Origin of the sequence: Roseiterribacter gracilis (genome assembly GCA_018332375.1) — a bacterium.
GTDB classification, from domain to species: domain Bacteria; phylum Pseudomonadota; class Alphaproteobacteria; order BOG-932; family Roseiterribacteraceae; genus Roseiterribacter; species Roseiterribacter gracilis.
Genome location: BOPV01000001.1, coordinates 1,158,014 through 1,181,020, shown reverse-complemented (window position 1 = coordinate 1,181,020; position 23,007 = coordinate 1,158,014). Strand labels below are relative to the sequence as shown.

The 23,007-nt window shown below is 63.8% G+C and carries 19 protein-coding genes; 10 read left to right on the top strand and 9 right to left on the bottom strand.

All coding sequences use genetic code 11. The features are described 5' to 3' along the window. The first annotated feature begins 91 nt into the window (after window positions 1-91). From TMPK1_RS05915 to TMPK1_RS05900, 4 genes are all read left to right on the top strand, one after another. Window positions 92-5,869, top strand: coding sequence for a HAMP domain-containing protein (locus TMPK1_RS05915; protein WP_420242027.1), 5,778 nt, complete (start codon window positions 92-94; stop codon window positions 5,867-5,869). A 23-nt stretch (window positions 5,870-5,892) separates the two neighbouring features. After that, the gene (locus TMPK1_RS05910; RefSeq protein ID WP_420242026.1) at window positions 5,893-8,037 is read left to right on the top strand and encodes a response regulator; all 2,145 of its coding nucleotides are present in this window, start codon (window positions 5,893-5,895) and stop codon (window positions 8,035-8,037) included. Continuing rightward, entirely contained in the window at window positions 8,034-8,420 is a 387-nt protein-coding gene (locus TMPK1_RS05905; RefSeq protein WP_420242025.1) for a response regulator, read from the top strand. The genes TMPK1_RS05910 and TMPK1_RS05905 overlap by 4 nt, the downstream gene beginning before the upstream one ends. A gap of 103 nt (window positions 8,421-8,523) precedes the next feature. After that, the gene (locus TMPK1_RS05900) at window positions 8,524-8,727 is read left to right on the top strand and encodes a hypothetical protein (RefSeq protein WP_420242024.1); all 204 of its coding nucleotides are present in this window, start codon (window positions 8,524-8,526) and stop codon (window positions 8,725-8,727) included. A gap of 32 nt (window positions 8,728-8,759) precedes the next feature. Here TMPK1_RS05900 and TMPK1_RS05895 read toward each other — a convergent pair whose 3' ends face one another. Beyond that, window positions 8,760-9,638 carry a LysR substrate-binding domain-containing protein gene (locus TMPK1_RS05895; protein ID WP_420242023.1) on the bottom strand — a complete coding sequence of 293 codons (879 nt, stop codon included), beginning with the start codon at window positions 9,636-9,638 and terminating at the stop codon, window positions 8,760-8,762. 107 nt (window positions 9,639-9,745) lie between these two features. Here TMPK1_RS05895 and TMPK1_RS05890 point away from each other — a divergent pair, with 107 nt between their 5' ends. Next, the gene (locus TMPK1_RS05890; protein ID WP_420242022.1) at window positions 9,746-10,621 is read left to right on the top strand and encodes a PhzF family phenazine biosynthesis protein; all 876 of its coding nucleotides are present in this window, start codon (window positions 9,746-9,748) and stop codon (window positions 10,619-10,621) included. 64 nt (window positions 10,622-10,685) lie between these two features. Here TMPK1_RS05890 and rplS read toward each other — a convergent pair whose 3' ends face one another. Genes rplS through ffh form a run of 5 tightly spaced genes read right to left on the bottom strand, consistent with a single transcriptional unit; the run spans window position 10,686 to window position 14,169 of the window. Next, entirely contained in the window at window positions 10,686-11,072 is a 387-nt protein-coding gene (gene rplS / locus TMPK1_RS05885) for a 50S ribosomal protein L19 (RefSeq protein WP_420242021.1), read from the bottom strand. A gap of 57 nt (window positions 11,073-11,129) precedes the next feature. Beyond that, a complete protein-coding gene (trmD, locus tag TMPK1_RS05880) occupies window positions 11,130-11,852 on the bottom strand; it encodes a tRNA (guanosine(37)-N1)-methyltransferase TrmD (protein ID WP_420242020.1) in 723 nt (240 codons plus the stop codon). Between the two features lie 2 nt (window positions 11,853-11,854). Beyond that, window positions 11,855-12,346: a ribosome maturation factor RimM gene (rimM, locus tag TMPK1_RS05875; RefSeq protein ID WP_420242019.1), complete on the bottom strand. Its 492-nt coding sequence runs from the start codon at window positions 12,344-12,346 to the stop codon at window positions 11,855-11,857. Between the two features lie 11 nt (window positions 12,347-12,357). Further along, entirely contained in the window at window positions 12,358-12,762 is a 405-nt protein-coding gene (rpsP, locus tag TMPK1_RS05870) for a 30S ribosomal protein S16 (protein WP_420242017.1), read from the bottom strand. A 30-nt stretch (window positions 12,763-12,792) separates the two neighbouring features. Continuing rightward, window positions 12,793-14,169 carry a signal recognition particle protein gene (gene ffh / locus TMPK1_RS05865; protein WP_420242015.1) on the bottom strand — a complete coding sequence of 459 codons (1,377 nt, stop codon included), beginning with the start codon at window positions 14,167-14,169 and terminating at the stop codon, window positions 12,793-12,795. A gap of 500 nt (window positions 14,170-14,669) precedes the next feature. On the opposite strand from ffh, the gene TMPK1_RS05860 reads away from it, so the two are divergent. The 5 genes from TMPK1_RS05860 to TMPK1_RS05840 all read left to right on the top strand — a co-directional run bounded on the left by TMPK1_RS05860 (window position 14,670) and on the right by TMPK1_RS05840 (window position 20,746). Then, complete coding sequence (locus tag TMPK1_RS05860) at window positions 14,670-15,980, top strand: pentapeptide repeat-containing protein (protein ID WP_420242013.1); 1,311 nt, start codon at window positions 14,670-14,672, stop codon at window positions 15,978-15,980. Between the two features lie 88 nt (window positions 15,981-16,068). Continuing rightward, the gene (dapF, locus tag TMPK1_RS05855) at window positions 16,069-16,890 is read left to right on the top strand and encodes a diaminopimelate epimerase (protein ID WP_420242011.1); all 822 of its coding nucleotides are present in this window, start codon (window positions 16,069-16,071) and stop codon (window positions 16,888-16,890) included. Next, entirely contained in the window at window positions 16,887-18,152 is a 1,266-nt protein-coding gene (gene mtaB, locus TMPK1_RS05850) for a tRNA (N(6)-L-threonylcarbamoyladenosine(37)-C(2))-methylthiotransferase MtaB (RefSeq protein WP_420242009.1), read from the top strand. The genes dapF and mtaB overlap by 4 nt, the downstream gene beginning before the upstream one ends. A 73-nt stretch (window positions 18,153-18,225) precedes the next feature. After that, entirely contained in the window at window positions 18,226-19,224 is a 999-nt protein-coding gene (gene ftsY / locus TMPK1_RS05845; protein WP_420242007.1) for a signal recognition particle-docking protein FtsY, read from the top strand. 22 nt (window positions 19,225-19,246) lie between these two features. Next, window positions 19,247-20,746, top strand: a complete 1,500-nt coding sequence (locus TMPK1_RS05840; protein WP_420242005.1) for an AMP nucleosidase — start codon at window positions 19,247-19,249, stop codon at window positions 20,744-20,746. 43 nt (window positions 20,747-20,789) lie between these two features. Here TMPK1_RS05840 and TMPK1_RS05835 read toward each other — a convergent pair whose 3' ends face one another. The 3 genes from TMPK1_RS05835 to TMPK1_RS05825 form a co-directional block, all read right to left on the bottom strand. Next, entirely contained in the window at window positions 20,790-21,296 is a 507-nt protein-coding gene (locus TMPK1_RS05835; RefSeq protein ID WP_420242003.1) for a PAS domain-containing protein, read from the bottom strand. Between the two features lie 89 nt (window positions 21,297-21,385). Next, on the bottom strand, window positions 21,386-21,691 hold the full coding sequence (locus tag TMPK1_RS05830; RefSeq protein WP_420242001.1) for a hypothetical protein: 306 nt from the start codon (window positions 21,689-21,691) through the stop codon (window positions 21,386-21,388). A 70-nt stretch (window positions 21,692-21,761) separates the two neighbouring features. Then, entirely contained in the window at window positions 21,762-22,985 is a 1,224-nt protein-coding gene (locus TMPK1_RS05825; protein WP_420241999.1) for a phosphoglycerate kinase, read from the bottom strand. Window positions 22,986-23,007: the final 22 nt, after the last annotated feature.

Below are 23,007 nucleotides of genomic sequence, written 5' to 3'. Positions count from 1 at the left end.
GGCACCCAAAGTCGCTCCATCGATCCGCCCCGACAGCCCCCGTACGACCGCGACCCGCGCCAAGCGCGGGACTACGCCAAAAGGACCGCCCATGCAGGACATCAACCGCCAACTGCGCTCAGAGTTGCAGCCGCAAGTGCTCCTCCGGGCGCTAAAGACATTCCGCAAAGGCGATTTCTCGGCCCGGCTGCCAGGCGACCTGCCCGGGATCGACGGCGAAATCGCGGAAGTCTTCAACGACGTGGTCGAGCTCAACGAGAAGCTGACCCGCGAGCTCGAGCGGATCGGGACCGTCGTCGGTAAAGACGGCAAGATCTGGGAGCGCGCCCGGCTGGACCATGGCGGCGGGTCGTGGGGCGCTTCGCTCGACGCGGTCAACAATCTGATCGGCGACATCGTGCAGCCCACCACCGAAGTGGCGCGCGTGATCGGTGCGGTCGCGAAAGGCGACTTGACGCAACAGATGCTGCTCGAGATCGAAGCGCGTCCGTTGAAGGGCGAGTTCCTGCGCATCGGCAAGATCGTGAATACGATGGTGGGGCAGCTTGGCTCTTTCGCCGGCGAAGTGACGCGCGTTGCGCGCGAAGTCGGTCTCGAAGGAAAGCTGGGCGGTCAGGCGAAGGTGAAGGGCGTCGCGGGCGTCTGGAAAGACCTCACCGACAACGTGAACATGATGGCGGCGAACCTGACCGGTCAGGTTCGTAACATCGCCGAAGTGACGACCGCAGTCGCCAACGGCGACTTGTCCAAGAAGATCACCGTGGACGTGCGCGGCGAAGTGTTGGAGCTGAAATCCACCATCAACACCATGGTGGACCAGCTCAACTCGTTTGCCGGCGAAGTGACGCGCGTTGCGCGCGAAGTCGGATCGGAAGGCAAGCTGGGCGGTCAGGCCCGCGTCGAAGGCGTGTCGGGCGTCTGGAAAGACTTGACCGACAACGTGAACATCATGGCGGCGAACCTCACCAGCCAGGTGCGTAACATCGCCGAAGTGACGACCGCGGTCGCCAACGGCGACTTGTCGAAGAAGATCACCGTCGACGTGCGCGGCGAAGTGCTGGAGTTGAAGAGCACCATCAACACGATGGTCGATCAGCTGAACAGCTTTGCTGGCGAAGTCACGCGCGTTGCGCGCGAAGTCGGCACCGACGGCAAGCTGGGCGGCCAGGCGCAGGTGCGCGGCGTCGCGGGCGTCTGGAAAGATTTGACCGACAACGTCAACGGCATGGCGTCGAACCTGACCAGCCAGGTGCGTAACATCGCCGACGTGACGACGGCGGTCGCGAATGGCGACTTGTCGAAGAAGATCACCGTCGACGTGCGCGGCGAGGTGCTGGAGTTGAAGTCGACCATCAATACGATGGTCGATCAGCTGAATGCATTTGCGGGCGAGGTGACGCGCGTTGCGCGCGAAGTCGGCACCGAAGGCAAGCTGGGCGGTCAAGCCCGCGTCGAAGGCGTCGGCGGCGTCTGGAAGGACCTCACCGACAACGTGAACATCATGGCCGCCAATTTGACCGGCCAGGTGCGTAACATCGCTGACGTGACGACCGCGGTCGCCAACGGCGACTTGTCCAAGAAGATCACCGTCGACGTGCGCGGCGAAGTGCTCGAGCTCAAGAGCACGATCAACACGATGGTCGATCAGCTGAATGCATTCGCGGGCGAAGTGACCCGCGTCGCACGTGAAGTCGGCACCGACGGCAAGCTAGGCGGTCAGGCCCGCGTCGAAGGCGTCGCCGGCGTGTGGAAGGATCTGACCGACAACGTGAACGGCATGGCCGCGAACTTGACCGGTCAGGTGCGTAACATCGCCGAAGTGACGACCGCGGTCGCGAACGGCGACTTGTCGAAGAAGATCACCGTCGACGTGCGCGGTGAAATTCTCGAGTTGAAGTCGACCATCAATACGATGGTCGATCAGCTGAATGCGTTTGCGGGTGAAGTGACCCGCGTTGCGCGCGAAGTCGGCTCCGAAGGCAAGCTGGGCGGCCAGGCGCAAGTGAAGGGCGTCGCGGGCGTCTGGAAGGATTTGACCGACAACGTCAACGGCATGGCCGCCAACCTGACCAGCCAGGTGCGTAACATCGCCGAAGTGACGACGGCGGTCGCGAACGGCGACTTGTCGAAGAAGATCACCGTCGACGTGAAGGGCGAAATCCTCGAGCTGAAGTCGACCATCAATACGATGGTGGATCAGCTGAATGCGTTTGCAGGTGAAGTGACGCGCGTTGCGCGCGAAGTCGGCTCCGAAGGCAAGCTGGGTGGCCAGGCGCAAGTGAAGGGCGTCGCGGGCGTCTGGAAGGATTTGACCGACAACGTCAACGGCATGGCCGCGAACTTGACCGGCCAGGTGCGTAACATCGCCGAAGTGACGACGGCGGTTGCGAATGGCGACTTGTCGAAGAAGATCTCGGTCGACGTCAAAGGCGAAATCCTCGAACTGAAATCGACCATCAATACGATGGTGGATCAGCTGAATGCATTTGCGGGCGAAGTGACGCGCGTTGCGCGCGAAGTCGGCTCCGAAGGCAAGCTGGGCGGCCAGGCGCAGGTGAAAGGCGTCGCGGGCGTTTGGAAGGATCTCACCGACAACGTGAACATGATGGCCGCCAACCTGACCGGTCAGGTGCGCGGTATCGCGTCGGTCGTGACCGCGGTCGCGAACGGCGACTTGAAGCGCAAGCTGACCGTCGATGCGAAGGGCGAAATCGCGGCGCTGCGCGACACGATCAACGGCATGATCGACACGCTGGCAACCTTCGCCGACCAGGTCACCAACGTGGCGCGCGAAGTCGGTACCGAAGGCAAGTTGGGCGGCCAGGCACGCGTGCCTGGCGCCGCCGGCCTGTGGCGTGACTTGACCGACAACGTCAACCAGCTGGCTGCGAACTTGACCACGCAGGTGCGCGCCATCGCCGAAGTGGCGACCGCGGTGACCAAGGGTGACTTGACGCGGTCGATCTCGGTCGAAGCGTCGGGCGAAGTCGCGGCGTTGAAGGACAACATCAACGAGATGATCCGCAATCTGCGTGAGACCACGCTGAAGAATGCGGAACAGGATTGGCTGAAAACCAACCTGGCGCGATTTACCCGCATGCTGCAGGGCGAACGCGATCTGAACACCGTGTCGAACCTGGTTCTGTCGGAACTGGCGCCGCTGGTGAACGCGCAGCATGGCGTCTTCTACGTCGCCGATCGCGACGAGGAAGAGACCTATCTCGAAATGATTGCGAGCTATGCTTTCTCGCATCGCAAGCATCTGTCGAACCGCTACGCGCTGCGCGAAGGTCTGGTCGGCCAGTGCGGCTACGAGAAGAAGCGCATTCTTCTGACCAATGTGCCGCGCGACTATATCGCGATCTCGTCGGGCCTGGGCGACGCGCCGCCGATGAACATCATCGTGCTGCCGGTTCTGTTTGAAGACGAAGTCAAGGCGGTGATCGAACTGGCGTCGTTCTCGGAGTTCTCCGAAACCCACCAGACCTTCCTCGATCAGCTGATGGAGTCGATCGGCATCGTGTTGAACACGATCGCGGCCACGATGCGTACCGAAGGCCTGCTGAAACAGTCACAGCTGCTGACGACCGAACTGCAGAGCCAGCAGGAAGAGCTGAAAAAGACCAACGACCGCCTCGAGCAACAGGCCGCGTCGCTGCGTCAGTCGGAAGAGCTGCTCAAGACGCAGCAGGAACGCCTGCGCCAGACCAACGAAGAGCTGGAAGAAAAGGCCCAGCTGCTGGCGACGCAGAAGCGCGAAGTCGAACGCAAGAACCGCGAAGTGTTGGCCGCAAAGGCGGCACTCGAAGAAAAGGCCGAGCAGCTGGCGCTTACCAGCCGCTACAAGAGCCAGTTCCTTGCGAACATGTCGCACGAGCTGCGTACGCCGCTGAACTCGCTGCTGATCCTGTCGAAACTGCTGGCCGACAATTCGGAAGGCAATCTGTCGGACAAGCAGCGCGAATTCGCCAAGACGATCAACGCGGCCGGCACCGACCTTCTGTCGCTGATCAACGACATTCTCGATCTGTCGAAGATCGAGTCGGGCACGGTCACGCTGGAAGTGGGCGATGTTACGTTCGACGACCTCACTGCCAGCATCGAACGTACCTTCCGCCAGGTCGCGGAAGAGAAGAAGGTCGCGTTCAAGATCGAAGTCGACACCAAGCTGCCGCGTGCGATGCGCAGCGACGCCAAGCGTCTGCAGCAGGTGTTGAAGAACCTGCTGTCGAACGCCTTCAAGTTCACCGAAAAAGGCACGGTCGCGCTTAAGATCGAACGCGCAGCCTTGCCGGGTGGCGAGGATGAATTGCTCGCCTTCTCGGTGACCGATACCGGCATCGGCATCGCACCGGACAAGCAGCGCATCATCTTCGAAGCCTTCCAGCAGGCCGACGGCACGACCAGCCGTAAATATGGCGGCACTGGTCTCGGCCTTTCGATCAGCCGCGAAATCGCGCGTCTGCTCGGTGGTGAAATCCGTGTCGCCTCGACGCCGGGCCAAGGCTCGACCTTTACCCTGTGGCTGCCGCTCGAACATCGGCAGTTGCAGCAGCGCTCGGCGCCCGCGACCGCAACGGCGGCGCAGGCGATGCGCGCTGCGACCGGTGAAGGTCCGGCGCTGGGCGAAGCGCTGGACGACCAGGACATGATCGAGCCCGGCGATCTCGTGGTGATGATTGTCGAAGACGATCCGGTTTTTGCGTCGGTGCTGCTCGAACTCGCACGCGAGAAAGGCTTCAAGGGCGTGATCGCACCGACCGGTGCGCAGGTCCTGCCATTCGCCAAGCGCTTCAAGCCGCATGCGATCACGCTCGATATCGGTCTGCCCGATATGGATGGTTGGGCGCTGCTCGATCGTCTCAAGCGCGATGCCACGACCCGGCATATTCCGGTGCACGTGATCACCGCCGACGAACAGAAGCGTCGCGGCATGAAGGCGGGCGCCTTTGCCTTCCTCGAAAAGCCGGTCGATCGCGAAGCCTTGTTCGGTGCATTGGCCAAGGCGCGCGACTTCGTCGAGCGTCCGACCAAAGAGCTGTTGTTGGTCGAGGATGACGAAGCCCAGCGCAAATCAGTGACTGCGCTGATCGGCAATGGCGACGTGCACACGACTGCGGTCGGCAGCGCCGAAGAAGCGTTGCAGGCGGTCGCAACGAAGCAGTTCGACTGCGTCATCGTCGATCTTGGCCTGCCCGACCTGACCGGGTTCGAGCTGATGGAACGGCTGCGTTCGTCGGCCAACACAGCCGGCATGCCGATCGTCGTCTATACGGCGCGCGACCTCGACGAGGCCGATCGGGTCGAATTGGAGCGTCTGGCTGAAGCCGTGATCATGAAGGGGCAGGGCTCAACCGACTCGCTGCTGCGCGAGACGGCGCTGTTCCTGCACCGTACTGCCGACAATTTGCCCGAACCGACGCGCCGCGCGTTGAGCCAAGGCGCCGATGACGGTGCGCTGGCGGGCAAAAAGGTGCTGATCGTCGATGACGACGTTCGCAACATCTTCTCGCTTGCCTCGGCGCTGGAAGGGCATGGGATCGAAGTCGTCTTTGCCGAGAATGGACGCGACGGCATCGAAACCTTGAAGACGACTGCGGGCATTGATGCCATGTTGGTCGATATCATGATGCCCGAACTGGACGGCTACGAGACGATGCGTGAGGTCCGGCAGATCGGTCGCTTTGCCGAGTTGCCGATCATTGCGGTGACCGCCAAGGCGATGAAGGGCGATCGCGAACGCTGCATCGAAGCGGGTGCGAGCGACTACATCGCCAAGCCGGTCGACATTGAGCAACTTGTCTCCATGCTGCGCGTTCGGATCGGACGGGAAACGAGAATCGTTGAGGCGCAGCGTTTGACGGCTTGATGGCAAGTTTAGAGATGGCAGACATGCCGGACCCGAACGGTCCGGCGGGTGAATCGGATCCGCCGCGGGACGCAATGCCCGCGGCGGCGCCGCATCCGCCTGCCGATTCGGCAAGCGCCGAGGAAATCACACGCGCGCCGCCAAGCGCTGCGATCGTGCCGCGCGTGCTGATTGTGGACGACGATCCGCGCAACCTCTTCGCGCTTGAGGAAATTCTGCGCGAACCGGGGATCGAGATCGTGCAGGCGCGATCGGGCCAGGACGCGCTGCGCGAAGTTCTGCGCCAGGACTTCGCGGTGATCCTGCTCGACGTGCAGATGCCCGAAATGGACGGCTACGAGGCCGCCACCTTGATCCGCAGCCGCGAACGCTCGTCGCGCACGCCGATCATCTTTTTGACCGCGGTCAACAAGGACGACGTGCATGTCTTCCGCGGCTACACCGCCGGCGCGGTCGACTATGTGTTCAAACCGTTCGATCCGCTGATCCTGCGATCCAAGGTTTCGATCTTCGTTCAGCTGTTCCGCAAGACCGAACAGATCCGTCGCCGCGCCGAAGCCGAGCGATTCCTGTTCGAAGAAAATATGCGCATGCGCGCCGCCCAGCTTGCGACCGAACGCGAATTGCGGCGCACGTCGGAACAGCAGGCGATGATCCTGCAGTCGCTGCCGGTCGATCTGTTCACGATGGCGCCGCATGATTTCGCGCGGCCTCTGTTCATCACCCAGTCCGGCGGCAAGCGTGAATCGTGGTTGGGATTCCCGACCGACCGGTTTTACGAGCCGTGGTTCTGGCACCAGCGCACGCACGAAGACGATCGCGCCCGCGTCCTCGACAGCTTCCGCACCGCGCTGGCTGAAGGGCGTGGCAGTGCCGAGTTCCGGTTCCTGACCGGATCAGGCGAATGGCGCTGGCTGCTGTGCGAAACCGCGTTGCGCACCGACGAACGCGGCGAACCGGTTGAGATCCAAGGCATGACGGTCGACGTCACGGATCGCAAAGAGCTGGAAGAACAGTTGCAGCATGCACGCAAGCTGGAGACGGTCGGGCGTCTGACCGGCGGCATTGCACACGACTTCAACAACATGCTCGCGATCGTGATCGGCAATCTCGATTTGCTGCAGTCGAACTTCGAGAGCGATCCCAAAGCGGCCAAGCGTGCGCGCATGGCGCTCGACGGTGCGCTACGTTGCGCCGACATGACGCGCAGGCTGTTGGCGTTCTCACGCAAAGAAACGCTCAATGCGCGCGTCATCGAATTGTCGGGGCTGGTCAGTTCGATGACCGATTTGTTGCGCCGAACCTTGGGCGAAACGATCGAAGTGACGCTCGACGTCGCCGAAGGCGTGTGGCCGGTCAATCTCGATCCGACCGGGTTGGAAACCACCATCGCCAATCTTGCGGTCAATGCGCGCGACGCGATGCCCGACGGCGGACAGCTTGCGATCTCGGTCGAGAACAAGAACTTCGACGGAGTCTGGTTCGGTTCACCTGCACCGGAACGGATCGTCGGCGAATATGTCGCCGTGCGCGTTGCCGATACCGGCACGGGCATTCCGCCCGACGTGCTGGCGCGCGTGTTCGAACCGTTCTTCACCACAAAAGAAGTCGGGCGCGGCACCGGTCTCGGCCTGTCGACGACCTACGGCTATGTCAAACAGTCGAACGGCCATATCCAGATCGAAAGCGAGAAGGACGTCGGCACGGTCGTGACCTTGCTGCTGCCGCGCGCCGAAGGTGTTGCTGCATCTTTGGTTGCGACGCCGGCCGAACGGGATGCGCCGCCGGCGGAAACGCTGCGCGGGCGCGGAGAAACCGTCCTGGTCGTCGAAGACGACCGCGAAGTCCGGAAAGTCGTCGCTGCGACTCTCTCGGAATTTGGCTATCAAGTTGTAGAAGCAGAAAGCGGAGTTGCCGCCTTGGGCGTGCTGGAAAACAGAATCGATGTGCAGGCCGTCTTCTCGGACGTGACCATGCCGGGAATGAGCGGGCCACAATTGGCCGAAGCGGCGCGCGGGCGCCGTCCCGGCCTGCGCGTTCTACTCACGACCGGCTATGCCGGCGACGTAGAGCTTCCGCGCGGCGCGGCGTTGCTGCGCAAACCCTATCGCCGTGCCGACCTTGCGACGCGTATTCGCGCGCTGCTCGATGAGCCGGAGGCCGCATGAACGAAGTTCGCGTTCCGCCTGGTTTGAAAGTGCTGGTCGTCGAAGACGATCCGCTGGTCAGCATGACTCTGGAAGACATGCTGGATTCGTTGGGCGTCGAAGTGTCGGGCCCGGCGCGCTCGCTCGACGAAGGTTTCGCCTTGTTGGGCGACCGCAAATTCGATCTCGCAATTCTCGACGTGTCGTTGGGACGGCAGCCGGTGTTTCCGTTGGCCGAAGCGCTGCAGGACCAGGGCGTCACCTTGCTGTTCACGACCGGCTATGACCGGTTGGATGGTGGGGCGCGGTTCAACGACTGCCACGTCCTGTCCAAGCCCTACACGACCGTGTCGCTTGCCGAGGCGATGCGCGTGGCCCTCGGCGTGCAGCATCCGGCGGCGTAAGGCGCGCGGCCGGCGGTATTAACCGCTGGTGGCAATCCCGTGACACGAGTGCTGATCCGCTTTTGCGCGGAACCACAGTTCGGCATCAGGGTTTTTTACCTCGATGACCGAAGTGACCAAAAAAGGAACGCCGCTTTCGCGCGGCGAACGGTTGCAGATCATGTTGTCGGGGGACGAGCTCCGGCAGCTTGACGACTTCCGTTACGACTACCGTTGCCCGAGCCGGGCCGCGGCCGTACGGGAGCTGTTGTCGCGCGGTATGGCGTCGGTGGGACGCATATTCGATCGGCGACGGGCAGCTGGATGACGTCAAAAGCGGCGGGCCTTGCCCGCCGTTTTTTATGCTGCGAGCGTGTCGCGAAACCAGTCACGCAAACGCGCAATGTCGGCGCGTTCGCGCAGCGCAGGCGCGCATGCAAAGTGATAGGTCTCGCCCGGCAAGGTCATCGCAAATGGCTGCACCAACAGTCCGGCTGCAAGCGCGTCCGCAACCAGAACCAGACTGACGATTGCGATACCGTGTCCTGCAATCGCGGCTTGCACCGCGTGCAGACTGTCGGTGAAGCGCAGCCCCTGCGTTACGTCGATGCCGGTGACGTTTGCAGCGTCGCACCAGCGTCGCCAATCCGGCGCCGGCCGCGGTGCAACGCGCCCGTCGACATGGATCAGCCGCGCTTGCTGCAGATCCTGTGGGCGGGCGATGCGCAGCGATGGGCTGCAGACGGGCGCAAATTGATCGGCGCGCAATGCGACCGCGTCGACTGCATTGAACGGACCTTTGCCATAGCGGATCGCAACGTCGACCGTGCCAGGGCGCAGCTCGGCAAGCTTGACCGATGCGTGCAGACGCAAATCCAAATCGGGCAGTGCGCGGCGTAACGCGTCGAGCCGCGGCACCAGCCACTGGCTGAGAAACGACGTCGTCGCCGACAGCGTGATCACTTTGGTTGTTTGCTGCTGCTGCAACCGGTCGATCGCAATGTCGATGGTTGCGAACGCGCTCGTCACCGCATCGAACAACACACGTCCGTCGTCGGTCAGCGTGACCGCGCGCGGGCTGCGATCGAGCACGCGCACGCCGAGCTGGGTTTCGAGCTGTTTGAGCTGATGGCTGATCGCGGTCGGCGTCACGAACAGCTCGGACGCGGCTTCTTTGAAGCTGGCCAGTCGCGCCGCCGCTTCGAACGCACGCAGGGCTGGGAGCGAGGGCCGGGCCATGCTGAATCAACCTCATCTTTGTCCTGATCAATTCGACTTTGCGCTGGTGAAGCGATCTGCGTCGAGATGGGCTGGCTGATTTCAGTTCATCTTTGGGAGTTGTTTCGATGGCTACGCTGGTTGCCGGTCTGATCGACGTCTTTGCCGATGCGCCGCTGCAGGGAAATCCGTTGGCGGTGGTCGAGGGCGGCGAGGGGCTGGCCGAGGACACGCTCCGGCGCATTGCCGCCGAGTTCAACCAGGCCGAGACGACCTTCCTGCTGCCCAGCACGCGCGCCGACTGGCGCTTGCGGTCCTTCACCGCCAGCGGCGTCGAAGTTTCGGGCGCCGGACACAATGCATTGGGCGCGTGGTTGTGGTTGGGCGAGCGCGGCAAGCTCGGCGATCTCAGCGAGCCGCGCACGTTCCAGCAGGAAATCGGTGATGACGTGTTGCCGATCGTACTGGGTCGGCGCGACGGTCGTGTGCACGGCCGCATGCGGCAAGCGCCGTTGCGGCTCGGTGCGAAGCTGGAGACCGTCGATGCGCTTGCTGCGTCGTTGGGTCTACGCGTCGATGACGTCGTGCTGCATCCGCCGCCGCGTACGGCCGAGACGGGTGCTGCGCATTTGATGGTGCGCGTGCGCGATCCCGCGACGGTCGATCGTTGTGTTGCCAACGCCGACGCGTTGGTTGCGCAGTTACGGCCGGTCGGCGCGGAAGGTTGCTACGTCTACGCGTTCGATCCGGCACGGCCGTCCGCCGCCTATGCGCGGTTTTTCAATCCGACAATCGGTCTGTGGGAAGACGCAGCGACGGGAACCGCAGCCGGACCGCTTGCGGCCTATCTCGCGTCCGAGAAATTCATCGCAGCCGATGCGAGTTTGGTGATCGAGCAGGGCGTGCGCATGGGACGGCGAAGTCTGCTGCACGTGCAGTTGACGCCCGAGCCAGACCTGTCGGGCGCAGGCGTGATCGTGTTCACTGGCGAATTGCACGTGTGACGCAAACGAAAACGGCGGGACTTTGCAGTCCCGCCGTTGCATCGTTGTGCGCTAAGGCGACGAATTATTCGTCGCTGCCGGCTTCACCGAGGCCGTGGCCGGTGGTGCGTTCGGCGATACGCGCCTTCTTCCCGCGCAGACCGCGCAGGTAATAGAGCTTCGCGCGGCGGACGTCGCCACGGCGAACCAGCTCAACTGAATCAATACGCGGGCTGTACAGCGGGAAGACACGCTCGACGCCTTCGCCGTAGCTGATCTTGCGCACAGTGAACGAGCTGTTGATGCCGGCGTTCTTCTTGCCGATCACCACGCCTTCGAAGGCCTGCACGCGTTCACGCGTACCTTCGACGACTTTCACGTTCACCTTCACCGTGTCGCCCGGCGAGAATTCCGGGATGGTCTTCGAGACCGAAGCGATCTCGTCTTGTTCAAGCTTCTGCAGCACGTTCATCGTTCAAATCCTTCATCGTCAAACCGTACTCCGCCGAAACGAAGCCGGGATCTTGGTTTAGTTTCCGCGCCGCACTCGCTTGTCCCAAAGATCGGGCCGTCGCGCTTGCGTCACTTGTTCTGCCTCGGCCCGTCTCCAGGCTTTGACCTTTTCATGGTGGCCCGAGATCAAGACCTCGGGGACCGCCCATTCCTTGTCCGCGCCGTCACGCCAAAGCGCCGGCCGCGTGAAGTGGGGATACTCGAGTAGCCCCTCTTCGAAACTCTCTTCGTCCGGCGTGGTGTGGTTGCCCATGACACCCGGCAGCAACCGGACGCAGGCATCGATCAGCACCATCGCCGCCGGCTCACCACCGGACAAAACGTAATCGCCGACACTGATCTCTTCAGCGCCATGCGATTGCAGAACCCGTTCGTCGACGCCTTCGTAGCGACCGCATAGAATGGTCACCACCGGGCTGGCCGCGATCTCCTTGACCTTGTCCTGCGTGAGCAGGGCGCCTCGCGGCGTCAGGTAGATCAAACGACCGATCTCGCCACCGCGCGCCGGGATGGACCGGATCGCGGCGTCAATCACATCGGGGCGCATCACCATGCCAGCCCCGCCCCCAAAGGGGGTGTCGTCGACGGAGCGGTGCTTATCGCGTGCGAACCCCCGTATGTCCAGCGTTTCCAGGCTCCAATCGCCGCGTTCCAGGGCCTTCCCGGCTAGCGACTGACCCAGCGGCCCGGGGAACATTTCCGGGAACAAGGTCAGGAGCTGGACCGCAAAACCGGCCACGGTCAGGCCTCGACCGGCAGGTCGATGACCACCCGTTTGCCCGCCATGTCGACCTGCGGCACGGCGGCGCGGGTGAAGGGCACCAGCAACGGCTTGCCCCCCGGGACCGCGATTTCGAGGACGTCGCCGGCCCCGAAATCATAGAGGCCGGCCACCTGGCCCAACGGGGCCCCGTCGGTCGTCTCGGCGGCCAGCCCGATCAGGTCGGCGTGGTAGAACTCGTCCTCTTCCGTCGCCGGCAAGGCAGCCCGCGGCGCATAGACCCGAACACTGGCCAACGCCTCGGCGCCCTCGCGCGTGGTGACGCCGTCGACCTTCACCACGAAGCAGTCCTTCGCGGTGCTGACGAGCGTCACCTGGAATTCGCGCCCGCCAACCTCATCGGTCAGCGGCCGGTAGCGCAGGATTGCGTCGGGTTCGCCGGTAAAGCTTTTCAGCTTCACCAGCCCGCGCACGCCATGCGCGCCGGCAAAGGCCCCGACGCAGAAGCGCATTAGGCCCCTCCTTAAGCTTGGGGGGCTTCGCCTTCAGCGGCGGCCGGAGCCGGCGCAGCAGCAGCCGTCGCGGCGGCGGCAGCAGCGGCTTCGTTCGCCTTGGCGCGTTCCTGGGCCTTCGCCTTCGGCGCCGACTTCTTCGGCGTGTCGCGACGGACCGGTGCCTTCACCAGGCCGGCATTGGCGAAGAACAGCGCGACGCGATCGGTCGGCTGGGCGCCAAGCTTCAACCAGTGGGTCGCGCGCTCGGTCTTCAGGATCAGACGGTTTGCGTCGTCCTTCTTCAGCATCGGATTGTACGTGCCGATCTTCTCGATGAAGCGGCCGTCGCGCGGGTTGCGGCCGTCAGCAACGACGATCGAGTAGAACGGGCGCTTCTTTGCGCCACCGCGCGAAAGGCGAATCTTCACAGACATCTATCTTCTCCTGTTGAACGAATAGGTGAGTTAGCGGAGGCCACCGGGCGGCAACATTCCGGGCGGCATCTTTCCCGCCATCTGTCGCAAGAAGCCCTTCTTCCCGAGCTTCTTCATTTGCTTCATCGCGTCCTGCATCTGCTGGAACTGCTTGAGCAATCTGTTCACGTCCGCGACTTCGGTGCCGCTGCCCGTGGCGATGCGGCGCCGGCGTGACGCATTCAAAATCTTGAGCGGGTCTTTGCGCTCGCGCTTGGTCATCGACGAGATGATCGCTTCCTGCTTTTTCAGCATGCCGTCGTCGACATTGGCGTTGGCCATCTGCGCCTTCATCTTCGCGACGCCGGGCAACATGTTCATGATGCCGCCCAATCCGCCCATGCGGCGCATCTGGCGCAGCTGGCCGGCGAAATCGTCGAGATCGAAATTGCCCTTCTCGAGTTTGGCGAGCGTCTTTTCCGCTTCGTCGCGATCGATCGTCTCGGCGGCTTTCTCGACCAGCGAGACCACGTCGCCCATCCCGAGAATGCGGCCAGCGACGCGTTCGGGGTGAAACGATTCCAGCGCGTCGATCCGTTCGCCGACGCCGAGCAGCTTGATCGGCTTGCCCGTCACCGCGCGCATCGACAGCGCGGCACCACCGCGCGCGTCGCCGTCGACGCGCGTCATGACGATGCCGGTGAGGGTCACGCGCTCGTCAAAACGTTTTGCAGTTTCAACGGCGTCCTGGCCGGTCATCGCATCGACGACGAGCAAGGTTTCGTGTGGCTTGGTCGCGTCGCGCACGGCGACGACTTCGTCCATCAGCGCTTCGTCGATCGACAGGCGACCCGCCGTGTCGAGCAGCACGACGTCGTAGCCTTCGAGGCGACCCGTCTCCATCGCACGGCGTGCGATCTCGACCGGCTGTTGTCCCGCGACGATCGGCAAGGTCGGGACGCCGGCCTGTTCGCCCAGCACGCGCAGCTGTTCCTGGGCCGCCGGACGGCGCACGTCGAGCGACGCCATCAACACGCGCTTGCGCTCTTTGTCTTTGAGACGCAGTGCGATCTTGGCGGTGGTTGTGGTTTTGCCTGAACCCTGCAGACCGACCATCAGCACCGGCACCGGTGCGACCGCAGCGAGATCGATCGTCTCGCTCTCGGCGCCGAGCATGGCGACCAGCTCGTCATGGACGATTTTGACGACCTGCTGGCCGGGCGTGATCGAACGCAGCACCTCGGCGCCGACGGCGCGCTCGCGCACGCGGGTGACGAAGTCTTTGACGACGGGCAGGGCGACGTCGGCTTCGAGCAGCGCCACGCGCACTTCGCGCATGACCGCGCCCACATCCTCCTCGGACAGGGCGCCGCGTTTTTTCAGGCGATCAAAGATGTCGCCAAAACGGCCAGTCAGCGCATCGAACACGGTCGGCTCCGCGGGGGCTTCGCCCCCAAACAAACGAAAGGGGCCTTCGCCCCGGCAAACAAAAAGGGCCAGTGGGCGAAACTCGCCGACTGGCCGGCACCGCGGTGCCTTCTTGTCCCGAACCGGTCGGGACGGGCGGGGTATAGGCCCGGCCGCCCGGACGGGTCAAACGAAATGCTCGAAACCGTGCTGCGACGATCCTTCGCGCCTTGGTTGTAAAATATCAGCGGTCAACCAGGTCGGGCGGTGTAGCGCGCGCGATAGAATCGCGACATTACGCGACTTCGCAACAGCGCGCGGCTATCGGCGCAACATGCGCAGGACGCAAACTGCTGGCTGCATAGCGACCATTCACATGGCCTCAGCGCGGCTTGCGGCTGTACTTAACGGATTATTGGGAGCCGCCTTGCACGATCCGCGTCGTCGACCCGTGCCGCCATCGGCCAAGGATATGTATGCCCACGCCTGAACGCGCGTTTGCAGACCGGCCCGCGCCGGTCATGAGTGACCGCGAAGTTGCCCGCGTTATCGAACGTCACAGTGCTTTTCTCGCCGGTCGTGCCGGCGGGGCGCGTGCTGCGCTGAAGTTCGTCAATCTGACCGGCATGGATCTCGGCGGTCAGGATTTGAGCGACGCCGATCTGACCGGTGCAAAGCTGTTCAGCGCCTCGCTCGTTGAAGCCAAACTGGTCAGCGCGTCTTTGTTCGGTGCCGATCTGCGCATCGCCAACATGACGCGCGCCGACATGAACAAATGCGACCTGCGCGGCGCCTGCTTGCGCGGCGCAATTCTGACCGGCTCGAACATGGTCGAAGCCGATCTGCGCGACGGCACCTTGATGCGCCATCGTCCGGGCGAGAGCGACGAGCTTGTCACGTTCGACGAAGAGCCGCTTGCGACCGAACTGACCTGCGCCATCGCCAAGGGCGCCGATCTGACCAATGCGCGCGTCCAGAACGGCTTCGTGATGCAGACCGACCTCACCGATGCGGTGCTGCGCGGGTCGAGCTTCTCGGGCGCCAATCTCGCCAACGCGATTATGACCGGCTGCGATTTGTCGGGCGCCGACTTTTCGCGCGCCAACCTGTCGGGCGTGCAGTTGCAAGGCGCGGTTCTGTCGGGCGTCAGCTTTGCCGGTGCCGATCTCAGCAAAGCGGTGCTGATCGGCGCCATTATCGACCAGACCGATTTCGATGGCGCCAAGCTCGAAGGGACGGTGCGTGCGCGCCGGATCGAAGAGACCGGCCAGTCGCTGCAACATCTCGTCAGCGAACATGGCGTCTGGGTCGACAGCGCCGCCAAGCGTGGCCGCCGCGCCGATCTGTCGGCGTTGGATCTCTCGGCGCTCGATCTCCGCTCGGTGAATTTGTCGGCAGCGCTGATGAACTGCGTCACCTTGTTCGATGCCGACCTCGAAGTTGCGGCCCTGGCGATGGCCGATCTGTCGCTGTCGGATCTGCGCCGCGCCAAGCTGGCGCGCAGCGACCTGCGCGGCGTCAATCTCGATCGCGCCACCTTGACCGGCGCCGACATGAAAGGCGCGCTGCTGGGGCCGATGCTGATCCGCAGCGACAAGCAGCAGACCTGGCCGGCCAGCCTGTTCCGGGCCCGCCTGGCCAATGTCGACCTGTCGGGCGCCGACCTGACCGGGGCCCGCCTGCGCGAAGCGAGCCTGATCGGCGCCAATCTCAGCGACGCCAAGCTGACCGGTGCCGACCTGTCGGGGGCCGACCTGACCGACGCCAATCTCGAAGGCGCCGACCTCGAAGGCGCGCTGCTGACGGGCGCCAAGGGCCTGACCCGCCACTAAACCTGGCGGAAACCCAGCGTTGCGACGCTGGGTGTTGCGTCTTGGCGTCAGCGCCATATAACGGCGCATGGAGCGGTCCTTCCGGAAAATGCACGGTCTTGGAAACGACTTCGTCGTCCTCGATGGACGGCGCGAGGCGCTTTCGCTCGACACGGCCACCGTCCGCGCGCTGGGCGACCGGCGCACCGGCATCGGCTTCGACCAGCTCGTCATTCTCGAACGTCCCCGCGACGGCGGCCATGTCCGCGCCCGGTTCTACAACCAGGACGGCGGAGAAGTTGCGACCTGCGGCAATGCCAGCCGCTGCATCGGACGCCTGCTGCTGGATGAAACCGGCGAACGCAGCGTCACGATCGAAACCGGCGGCGGGCCGGTGGTCGCAAGCGACGCGGGTGAGGCGCTGGTCACGATCGATATGGGCCGGCCGCGCTTTGCGTGGAACGAGATCCCGCTCGCACGCGACGTCGATACACGGTCGCTGCCGCTGCAGGTCGGCAATCTGCCGCCGGCCTTCGGTGTGTCGGTCGGCAATCCGCACGCCGTGTTCATTGTCCCCGACGCAGCGCAGATCGATGTCGCGCATCTGGGCAGCCAGCTCGAACACGATCCGCTGTTCCCGGAACGCGCCAATATCGAATTCGCCCAGGTTCTGTCGTCCGATCGCGTGCGCATGCGCGTGTGGGAACGCGGCGCCGGAATCACGCGCGCTTGCGGCAGCGGCGCCTGCGCAACCTTGGTCGCAACCGCATCGCGCGGCCTGACCGGACGTCGCGCCACGATCGAACTCGATGGCGGTGACCTGATCATCGAATGGACCAAGCAGGATCGCGTCTTGATGACCGGTCCGGTCGCAACCGCGTTCAGCGGCACGGTGCAATTGCCCGACACAGCAGCAGCGCGCGCAGCGTGAGCAAGCTGGACATCCTTACCTTCGGCTGCCGGCTCAACAGCTATGAGTCCGAAGTGATGCGCGCCCACGCCGAGGCGGCGGGGCTGAACGACGCGATCATCGTCAATACCTGCGCCGTCACCGCCGAAGCCGAACGCCAGGCGCGCCAGGCCGTGCGCAAAGCCAAGCGCGAACGTCCCGATGCGCGCATCGTCGTCACCGGCTGCGCGGCGCAGATCGATCCCGCGCGCTGGGCCGCAATGCCCGAAGTCGATCGCGTGCTCGGCAATGACGAAAAACTGAAAGCCGAAACCTGGCGTGACGAGCCTGGCGCCGCACGTATCGCGGTCAACGACATTCAGGCGGTGCGCGAACAGGCCGGGCATCTGGTTGCCGGCTTCGACGGTCGCGCCCGTGCCTTCGTGCAAGTGCAGAATGGCTGCGACCATCGCTGCACCTTCTGCATCATCCCGTACGGTCGCGGTCCGTCGCGGTCGGTTGCGATCGGCGAAGTCGTGGCGCAAGCGCGCGCGCTGGTCGCTGCGGGCTTTCGCGAATTGGTGCTGACCGGCGTCGACATCACGTCGTATGGCGGCGACCTGCCGGGCCAGCCGAAACTGGGCCAGTTGGTTCGTCGTCTGCTGCGCACCGTGCCCGAACTCGACCGGTTGCGCCTGTCGTCGATCGACCCGGTCGAAATCGACGAAGAGCTGTGGACCGCGTTTGCCGAAGAAGAACGGCTGATGCCGCATCTGCATCTGTCGATCCAGGCCGGCGACGACATGATCCTGAAACGCATGAAGCGCCGCCATCTGCGCGACGATGTGTTGAAGGTGGTCGAACGCGCACGCTCTTTGCGTGCCGACGCAGCCTTCGGCGCCGACCTGATTGCGGGCTTCCCGACCGAAGACGATGCGATGTTCGCCAACACGCTGGCGCTGGTCGACGATGCCGACCTGGTTCATCTGCACGTGTTCCCGTATTCGGCACGCAGCGGAACGCCGGCCGCGCGCATGCCGCAGCTGCCAGTCACGATCCGCCGCGAGCGCGCCGCGCAAATTCGTGCTGCGGGCGAACGCCGCCTGGCGTCGTTCCTGGCGTCGCGTGTCGGACTGGTCGAACGCGTGCTGGTCGAAACCGACGACGGTCGTGGCCACAGCGAACAATTTGCGCCGACCTCGGTGGTCGGCGGCAAGCCGGGCGAGATCGTCGAAGGCCGCGTCGATGCGGTGACGGATGGACGGCTCGTGATCGCGCGAGCGTCGGAACGGGTGGCTGCGTGAAGGCACGCGGCGTCACCCAGCAAAGCAAATTCGAGCGCGTCCATGGGCGCGCTCTTTCGTATCAGGGTACCGCATGAAGAGTTGGTTTCGGTTCGGTCGCGGCAAAGACGAGAAGGACGAGGTCGCTGTCGTTGAGGCGCCCGCAGCGGAAGAGCCGCGCGGTGGTTTCCTGTCCAAGCTGCGTCAGGGGTTGGCGCGTTCGACCGACAAATTGTCGGACGGGCTCGCTGATATTTTCGTGCGCCGCCAACTCGACGAAGCAACGCTCGACGAGTTGGAAGAATTGCTGATCGCGGCCGACCTCGGCCCGGCAACGGCGAGCAAGCTGCGCCAGCAATTCGATCAACGCCGCTTCGGTGAAGTGACCTTGACCCAGGTCAAGGAAACCTTGGCCGAAGACGTCGCAGCGATTCTGCGCACGGTCGAAAAGCCGCTCGCGATCGATCCGTCGGTGAAGCCGTACGTGGTGCTGGTGGTCGGCGTGAACGGCACCGGCAAGACGACGACGATCGGCAAGCTGACGGCCGAGCTGACGCGCGCGGGCAAGCGCGTGATGCTGGCGGCAGGCGACACGTTCCGCGCTGCCGCGGTCGAACAGCTGCGCATCTGGGGCCAGCGGTCGAACGTGCCCGTGGTCACCGGGCCCGAAGGCGGCGACGCTGCAGCGCTTGCGTTTCAGGCGCTGGAACAGGCCAAGCGCGACGGCGTCGACGTGTTGCTGATCGACACAGCCGGCCGTCTGCACAACAAGGCCAATCTGATGGCCGAGCTGCAGAAGATCGTGCGCGTGCTGAAGAAACTCGACGCAAATGCGCCGCACGCAACCGTACTGACCTTGGATGCAACGACAGGGCAGAACGCGCTGGCGCAGGTCGAAACATTCCGCGCCATGACCGACGTGACTGGCCTCGTCGTCACCAAACTCGACGGCACCGCAAAAGGCGGCGTGCTGGTCGCGCTCGCCGACAAATTCGGATTGCCGGTGCACGGCATCGGCGTGGGCGAGGGAATCGATGATCTACAGCCTTTTGATGCGCGCGAATTCGCGCGCTCATTGACGGGCGCAATTTAGAAACAACAAAAAGGGAAAACAGATGCACGAAGCCAAGGAAGCAAGATCCAAGCAGCTCTTCACCAACGCCGAAGAGGCGCTTGCTGCGATCACCGCCATCTATGACGACTCGATCGAGTCATTGCGGCGCAGCTTCACGCGGTTCGTGCGCGGGGAAAATTTCGGCGAGCGCCAGCGCGCCTTCTATCCCTATGTGCAAGTCACCACGACCAGCGTCGCGCCTGTCGATTCACGACTGGCTTACGGGTTTCTCGCTGCACCGGGTACCTACCGCGCGACGCTGACGCGGCCCGATCTGTTCGCGAAATATTATCTCGAGCAATTCCGCCTGCTGCTGGAAAATCACGGTCAGCCGCTCGAAGTCGGCGTGTCGAACCGCTCGATCCCGATTCATTTTGCGCTGGGCGAAAACCTGCATCTCGAAGGCAATCTCGATCAGGCGCGCCTGCGTTCGCTGGGCGATGCGTTCGATCTGCCGGATCTGGCGGGGCTCGACGATTCCGTCGCCAACGGCGCCTATCTGGTGCCGTCGGAACAGCGCCAACCGTTGGCGATGTTCACTGCTGCGCGTGTCGATCTGTCGTTGCAGCGCTTGAAGCACTACACGGGCACCGGCCCCGAACACATGCAGAGTTTCGTGATCTTCACGAACTACCAGTTCTACGTCGACGAGTTCGTGCGGCTGGGGCTGGAGATGATGCAGAAGAGCAGCGACCCTGCAGTCGCTTCGGTTCGCAGCACCTACACGGCGTTTGTCGAGCCTGGGGCCTGGGTGACGCCCAACGCAAATCTCACCGGTGAAGAGCCGCACGGCGCGCGTCCGCCGCGTCTGCCGCAAATGCCCGCCTATCATTTGAAGCGTGCCGACGGCAGCGGCATCACGATGGTCAATATCGGCGTCGGCCCGTCGAACGCGAAAACCATCACCGATCATATTGCGGTAACGCGTCCGCATGCCTGGATTATGCTGGGCCATTGCGCCGGTCTGCGCGACACGCAGCAGCTTGGCGATTACGTGCTGGCCCATGCCTATTCGCGCGAAGATCACGTGCTCGACGCCGACATTCCGACCTGGGTGCCGCTACCAGCGCTGGCCGAAGTGCAGCTAGCGCTGGAGGGGGCGGTGGAAGAGGTGACGGGGCTCAGCGGCTATGAATTGAAGCGGCTGATGCGCACCGGCACGGTTGCGACGACCGACGATCGCAACTGGGAACTGCGCGAACAGTGGGAACTGATCCAGCGCTTCAATCTCAGTCGTGCCATCGCGCTCGACATGGAATCGGCGACGATCGCCGCCAACGGATTCCGCTTCCGCGTACCGTACGGCACGTTGTTGTGCGTGTCGGACAAGCCGTTGCACGGACATCTGAAGTTGCCGGGGATGGCCGATCGCTTTTATCGCGAACGCGTCGACCAGCATTTGAAGATCGGTCTGCGCGCGATGGATCTGCTACGCGAAAATGGTCTGGAAAGTTTGCACAGCCGCAAGCTGCGCAGCTTCGCCGAGACTGCGTTCCGCTAATATTGCCGGGATCCCCGCCTTCGCGGGGATGACGCCTATGGCGTCAATTCAGGGCTGACGCATGTACCGTGCGCCAGCCTGTCAGCGGCCCGTCTTTCCAGTCGGGCGGAAACCACATGCCGCCGAAGAGCTGCGTGATTGGACCGTCGGGCGCGGACGACAGCGGCAGGTACAACAACTCGACCGCGCCCCAGCGGCGGGCCGGACCTGCGTTCGCGGCGCCATGGAAATGCATCGGCCGGCGTTCGATGCGCATCTGTTCGAACCATTCGAGCCCGAACCGCGCCGAGTCGCCGTACAGCGTGTCAAACCACTGGCCCGTCACGTCGCGGCCGACCTGGCGCACGATCTTGGTGCCGACCAGCCGGTAGCGCCAACGTGGGCCGATCCGGTCGAGCAGGAAGGTGCTGGCCACGAGTTGCGGGATCTCGATCACCGGGTCCAGGCTCCGGCGCACCGGCACGGCGCCACGCGCCTTGCCCAGCCAATAGGCGTGGAGGCGCGTTGCGTCCTTCGAAAGCAGGGCGGGATTCGACATCGTGTCGGGCATTGACCCGAACCTGCGCCGCACGAGTTTCGAGAGTCTGAATCGCCCCCGGGAAACGAAATCAGGCCAGCGATGGCCTGCGCGCGGGGGGCTTAGACAGTGATGTCGAGATACGTGCCGCGGCGTGCATATGGGTCGAAACCGCCCGCCGGAGGCGAGTATTCGAGCTGCACGGCGGTAAGTTTCGGCTGATCGACGGTCTGCGGCTTGGCGACGGTGCGAACGGCCTGTTGCGGGCTGGGGCCTTCGATCGCGCCGTCCGGCTGCACCAGGCTTTGGCCGCGCAGCGCTGCGCCGGGACCAGCCTTGTCAGGATTCGACGGCGCGGCCGACAGCGTGCGCAGCAACGACACGACGTTGCGAAGCAAATTGCCGGATGTAGGAGCGACTCCCGCCATGCGCAGGGTCTACGAGCGACAGGCTTAAGAAGTCAACAAAACACTGGAATAGGTGTGGAATACCGGCGGCTTAGTCGGCCGCATTGGGTTGTTTTGTGGCGTCGCCAGAGAGCACGGCAACGCCCGGTAGAACCTTGCCCTCAAGCCATTCGAGAAACGCACCGCCTGCGGTCGAGATGTACGTGAAACGGGTCTCTACGCCGGCATGCGCCATGGCCGCACTGGTGTCGCCGCCGCCCGCGATCGAGGTGAGGTGGCCCTTTTCGGTGCGCGCCGCGACCGCCTTGGCGACCTCGACCGTGCCGCGATCGAACGGGGTCAGCTCGAACGCGCCCAACGGCCCGTTCCACAACACCGTATTCACCGACGCCAGACGCTGGTTCAGCGCCTCGATCGAGTCGGGGCCGACATCGAGGATCATGGCGTCGTCGGGCACTGCATCGACGCTGACGGTTTCGTTCGCTGCGTTGGCTTTGAATTCGCGCGCGACGACGGCGTCGACCGGCAGAATGAGATCGCAACCGGCTTTGGCCGCGATGTCGGCGATGCGGCGCGCCTCGTCCAGCATGTCTTTCTCGACCAGGCTTTTGCCAATCGCTTTGCCGGTTGCCGCGAGAAACGTGTTCGCCATGCCGCCGCCCAACGCCAGCGCGTCGACTTTGCGCACCAGATTGCCCAGCAGCTCCAGCTTGGTCGAAATCTTGGCGCCACCGACCAACGCCATCACCGGGCGTTTGGGATTTTCCAGCGCTGCATCCAGCGCCTCCAGTTCGCGCTGCATCGCGATGCCGGCATAGGAGGGCATCAACCGCGCCAGCGCTTCGACGCTGGCATGGGCGCGGTGTGCGATCGAGAAGGCGTCGTTGACATAGATGTCGCCCAGCTCGGACAGAAGCTCGGCGAAGTTCCAGTCGTTGGCTTCTTCTTCGGCGTGGAAGCGCAGATTTTCCAGCAGCAGCACTTCGCCGTTGGCGAGCGACTCCACCGCTTCATGCGCCACCGGACCGACGCAGTCGCTGGCGAAGCGAATGGTGCGGCCCAGCCGTTCGCCCAAAGTCGGCACGATCTGGTGCAGCGAATATTTCGCGTCCGGTCCGCCTTTGGGCCGACCGAAATGCGACAGCAGCACGACTTTGGCGCCGCCCGTGATCAGGCGGTCCACGGTGGCTTTCAACTGGTCGATGCGGGCCGTGTCGGTGACCTTGCCGTCTTGCATCGGCACGTTGAGGTCGGCGCGTACCAGCGCGATGTTGCCACGCAGCTCTGCCGTATCGAGGGTCCGCACCCCAGCCATTGTCCGCTCCACCCGGTCCACA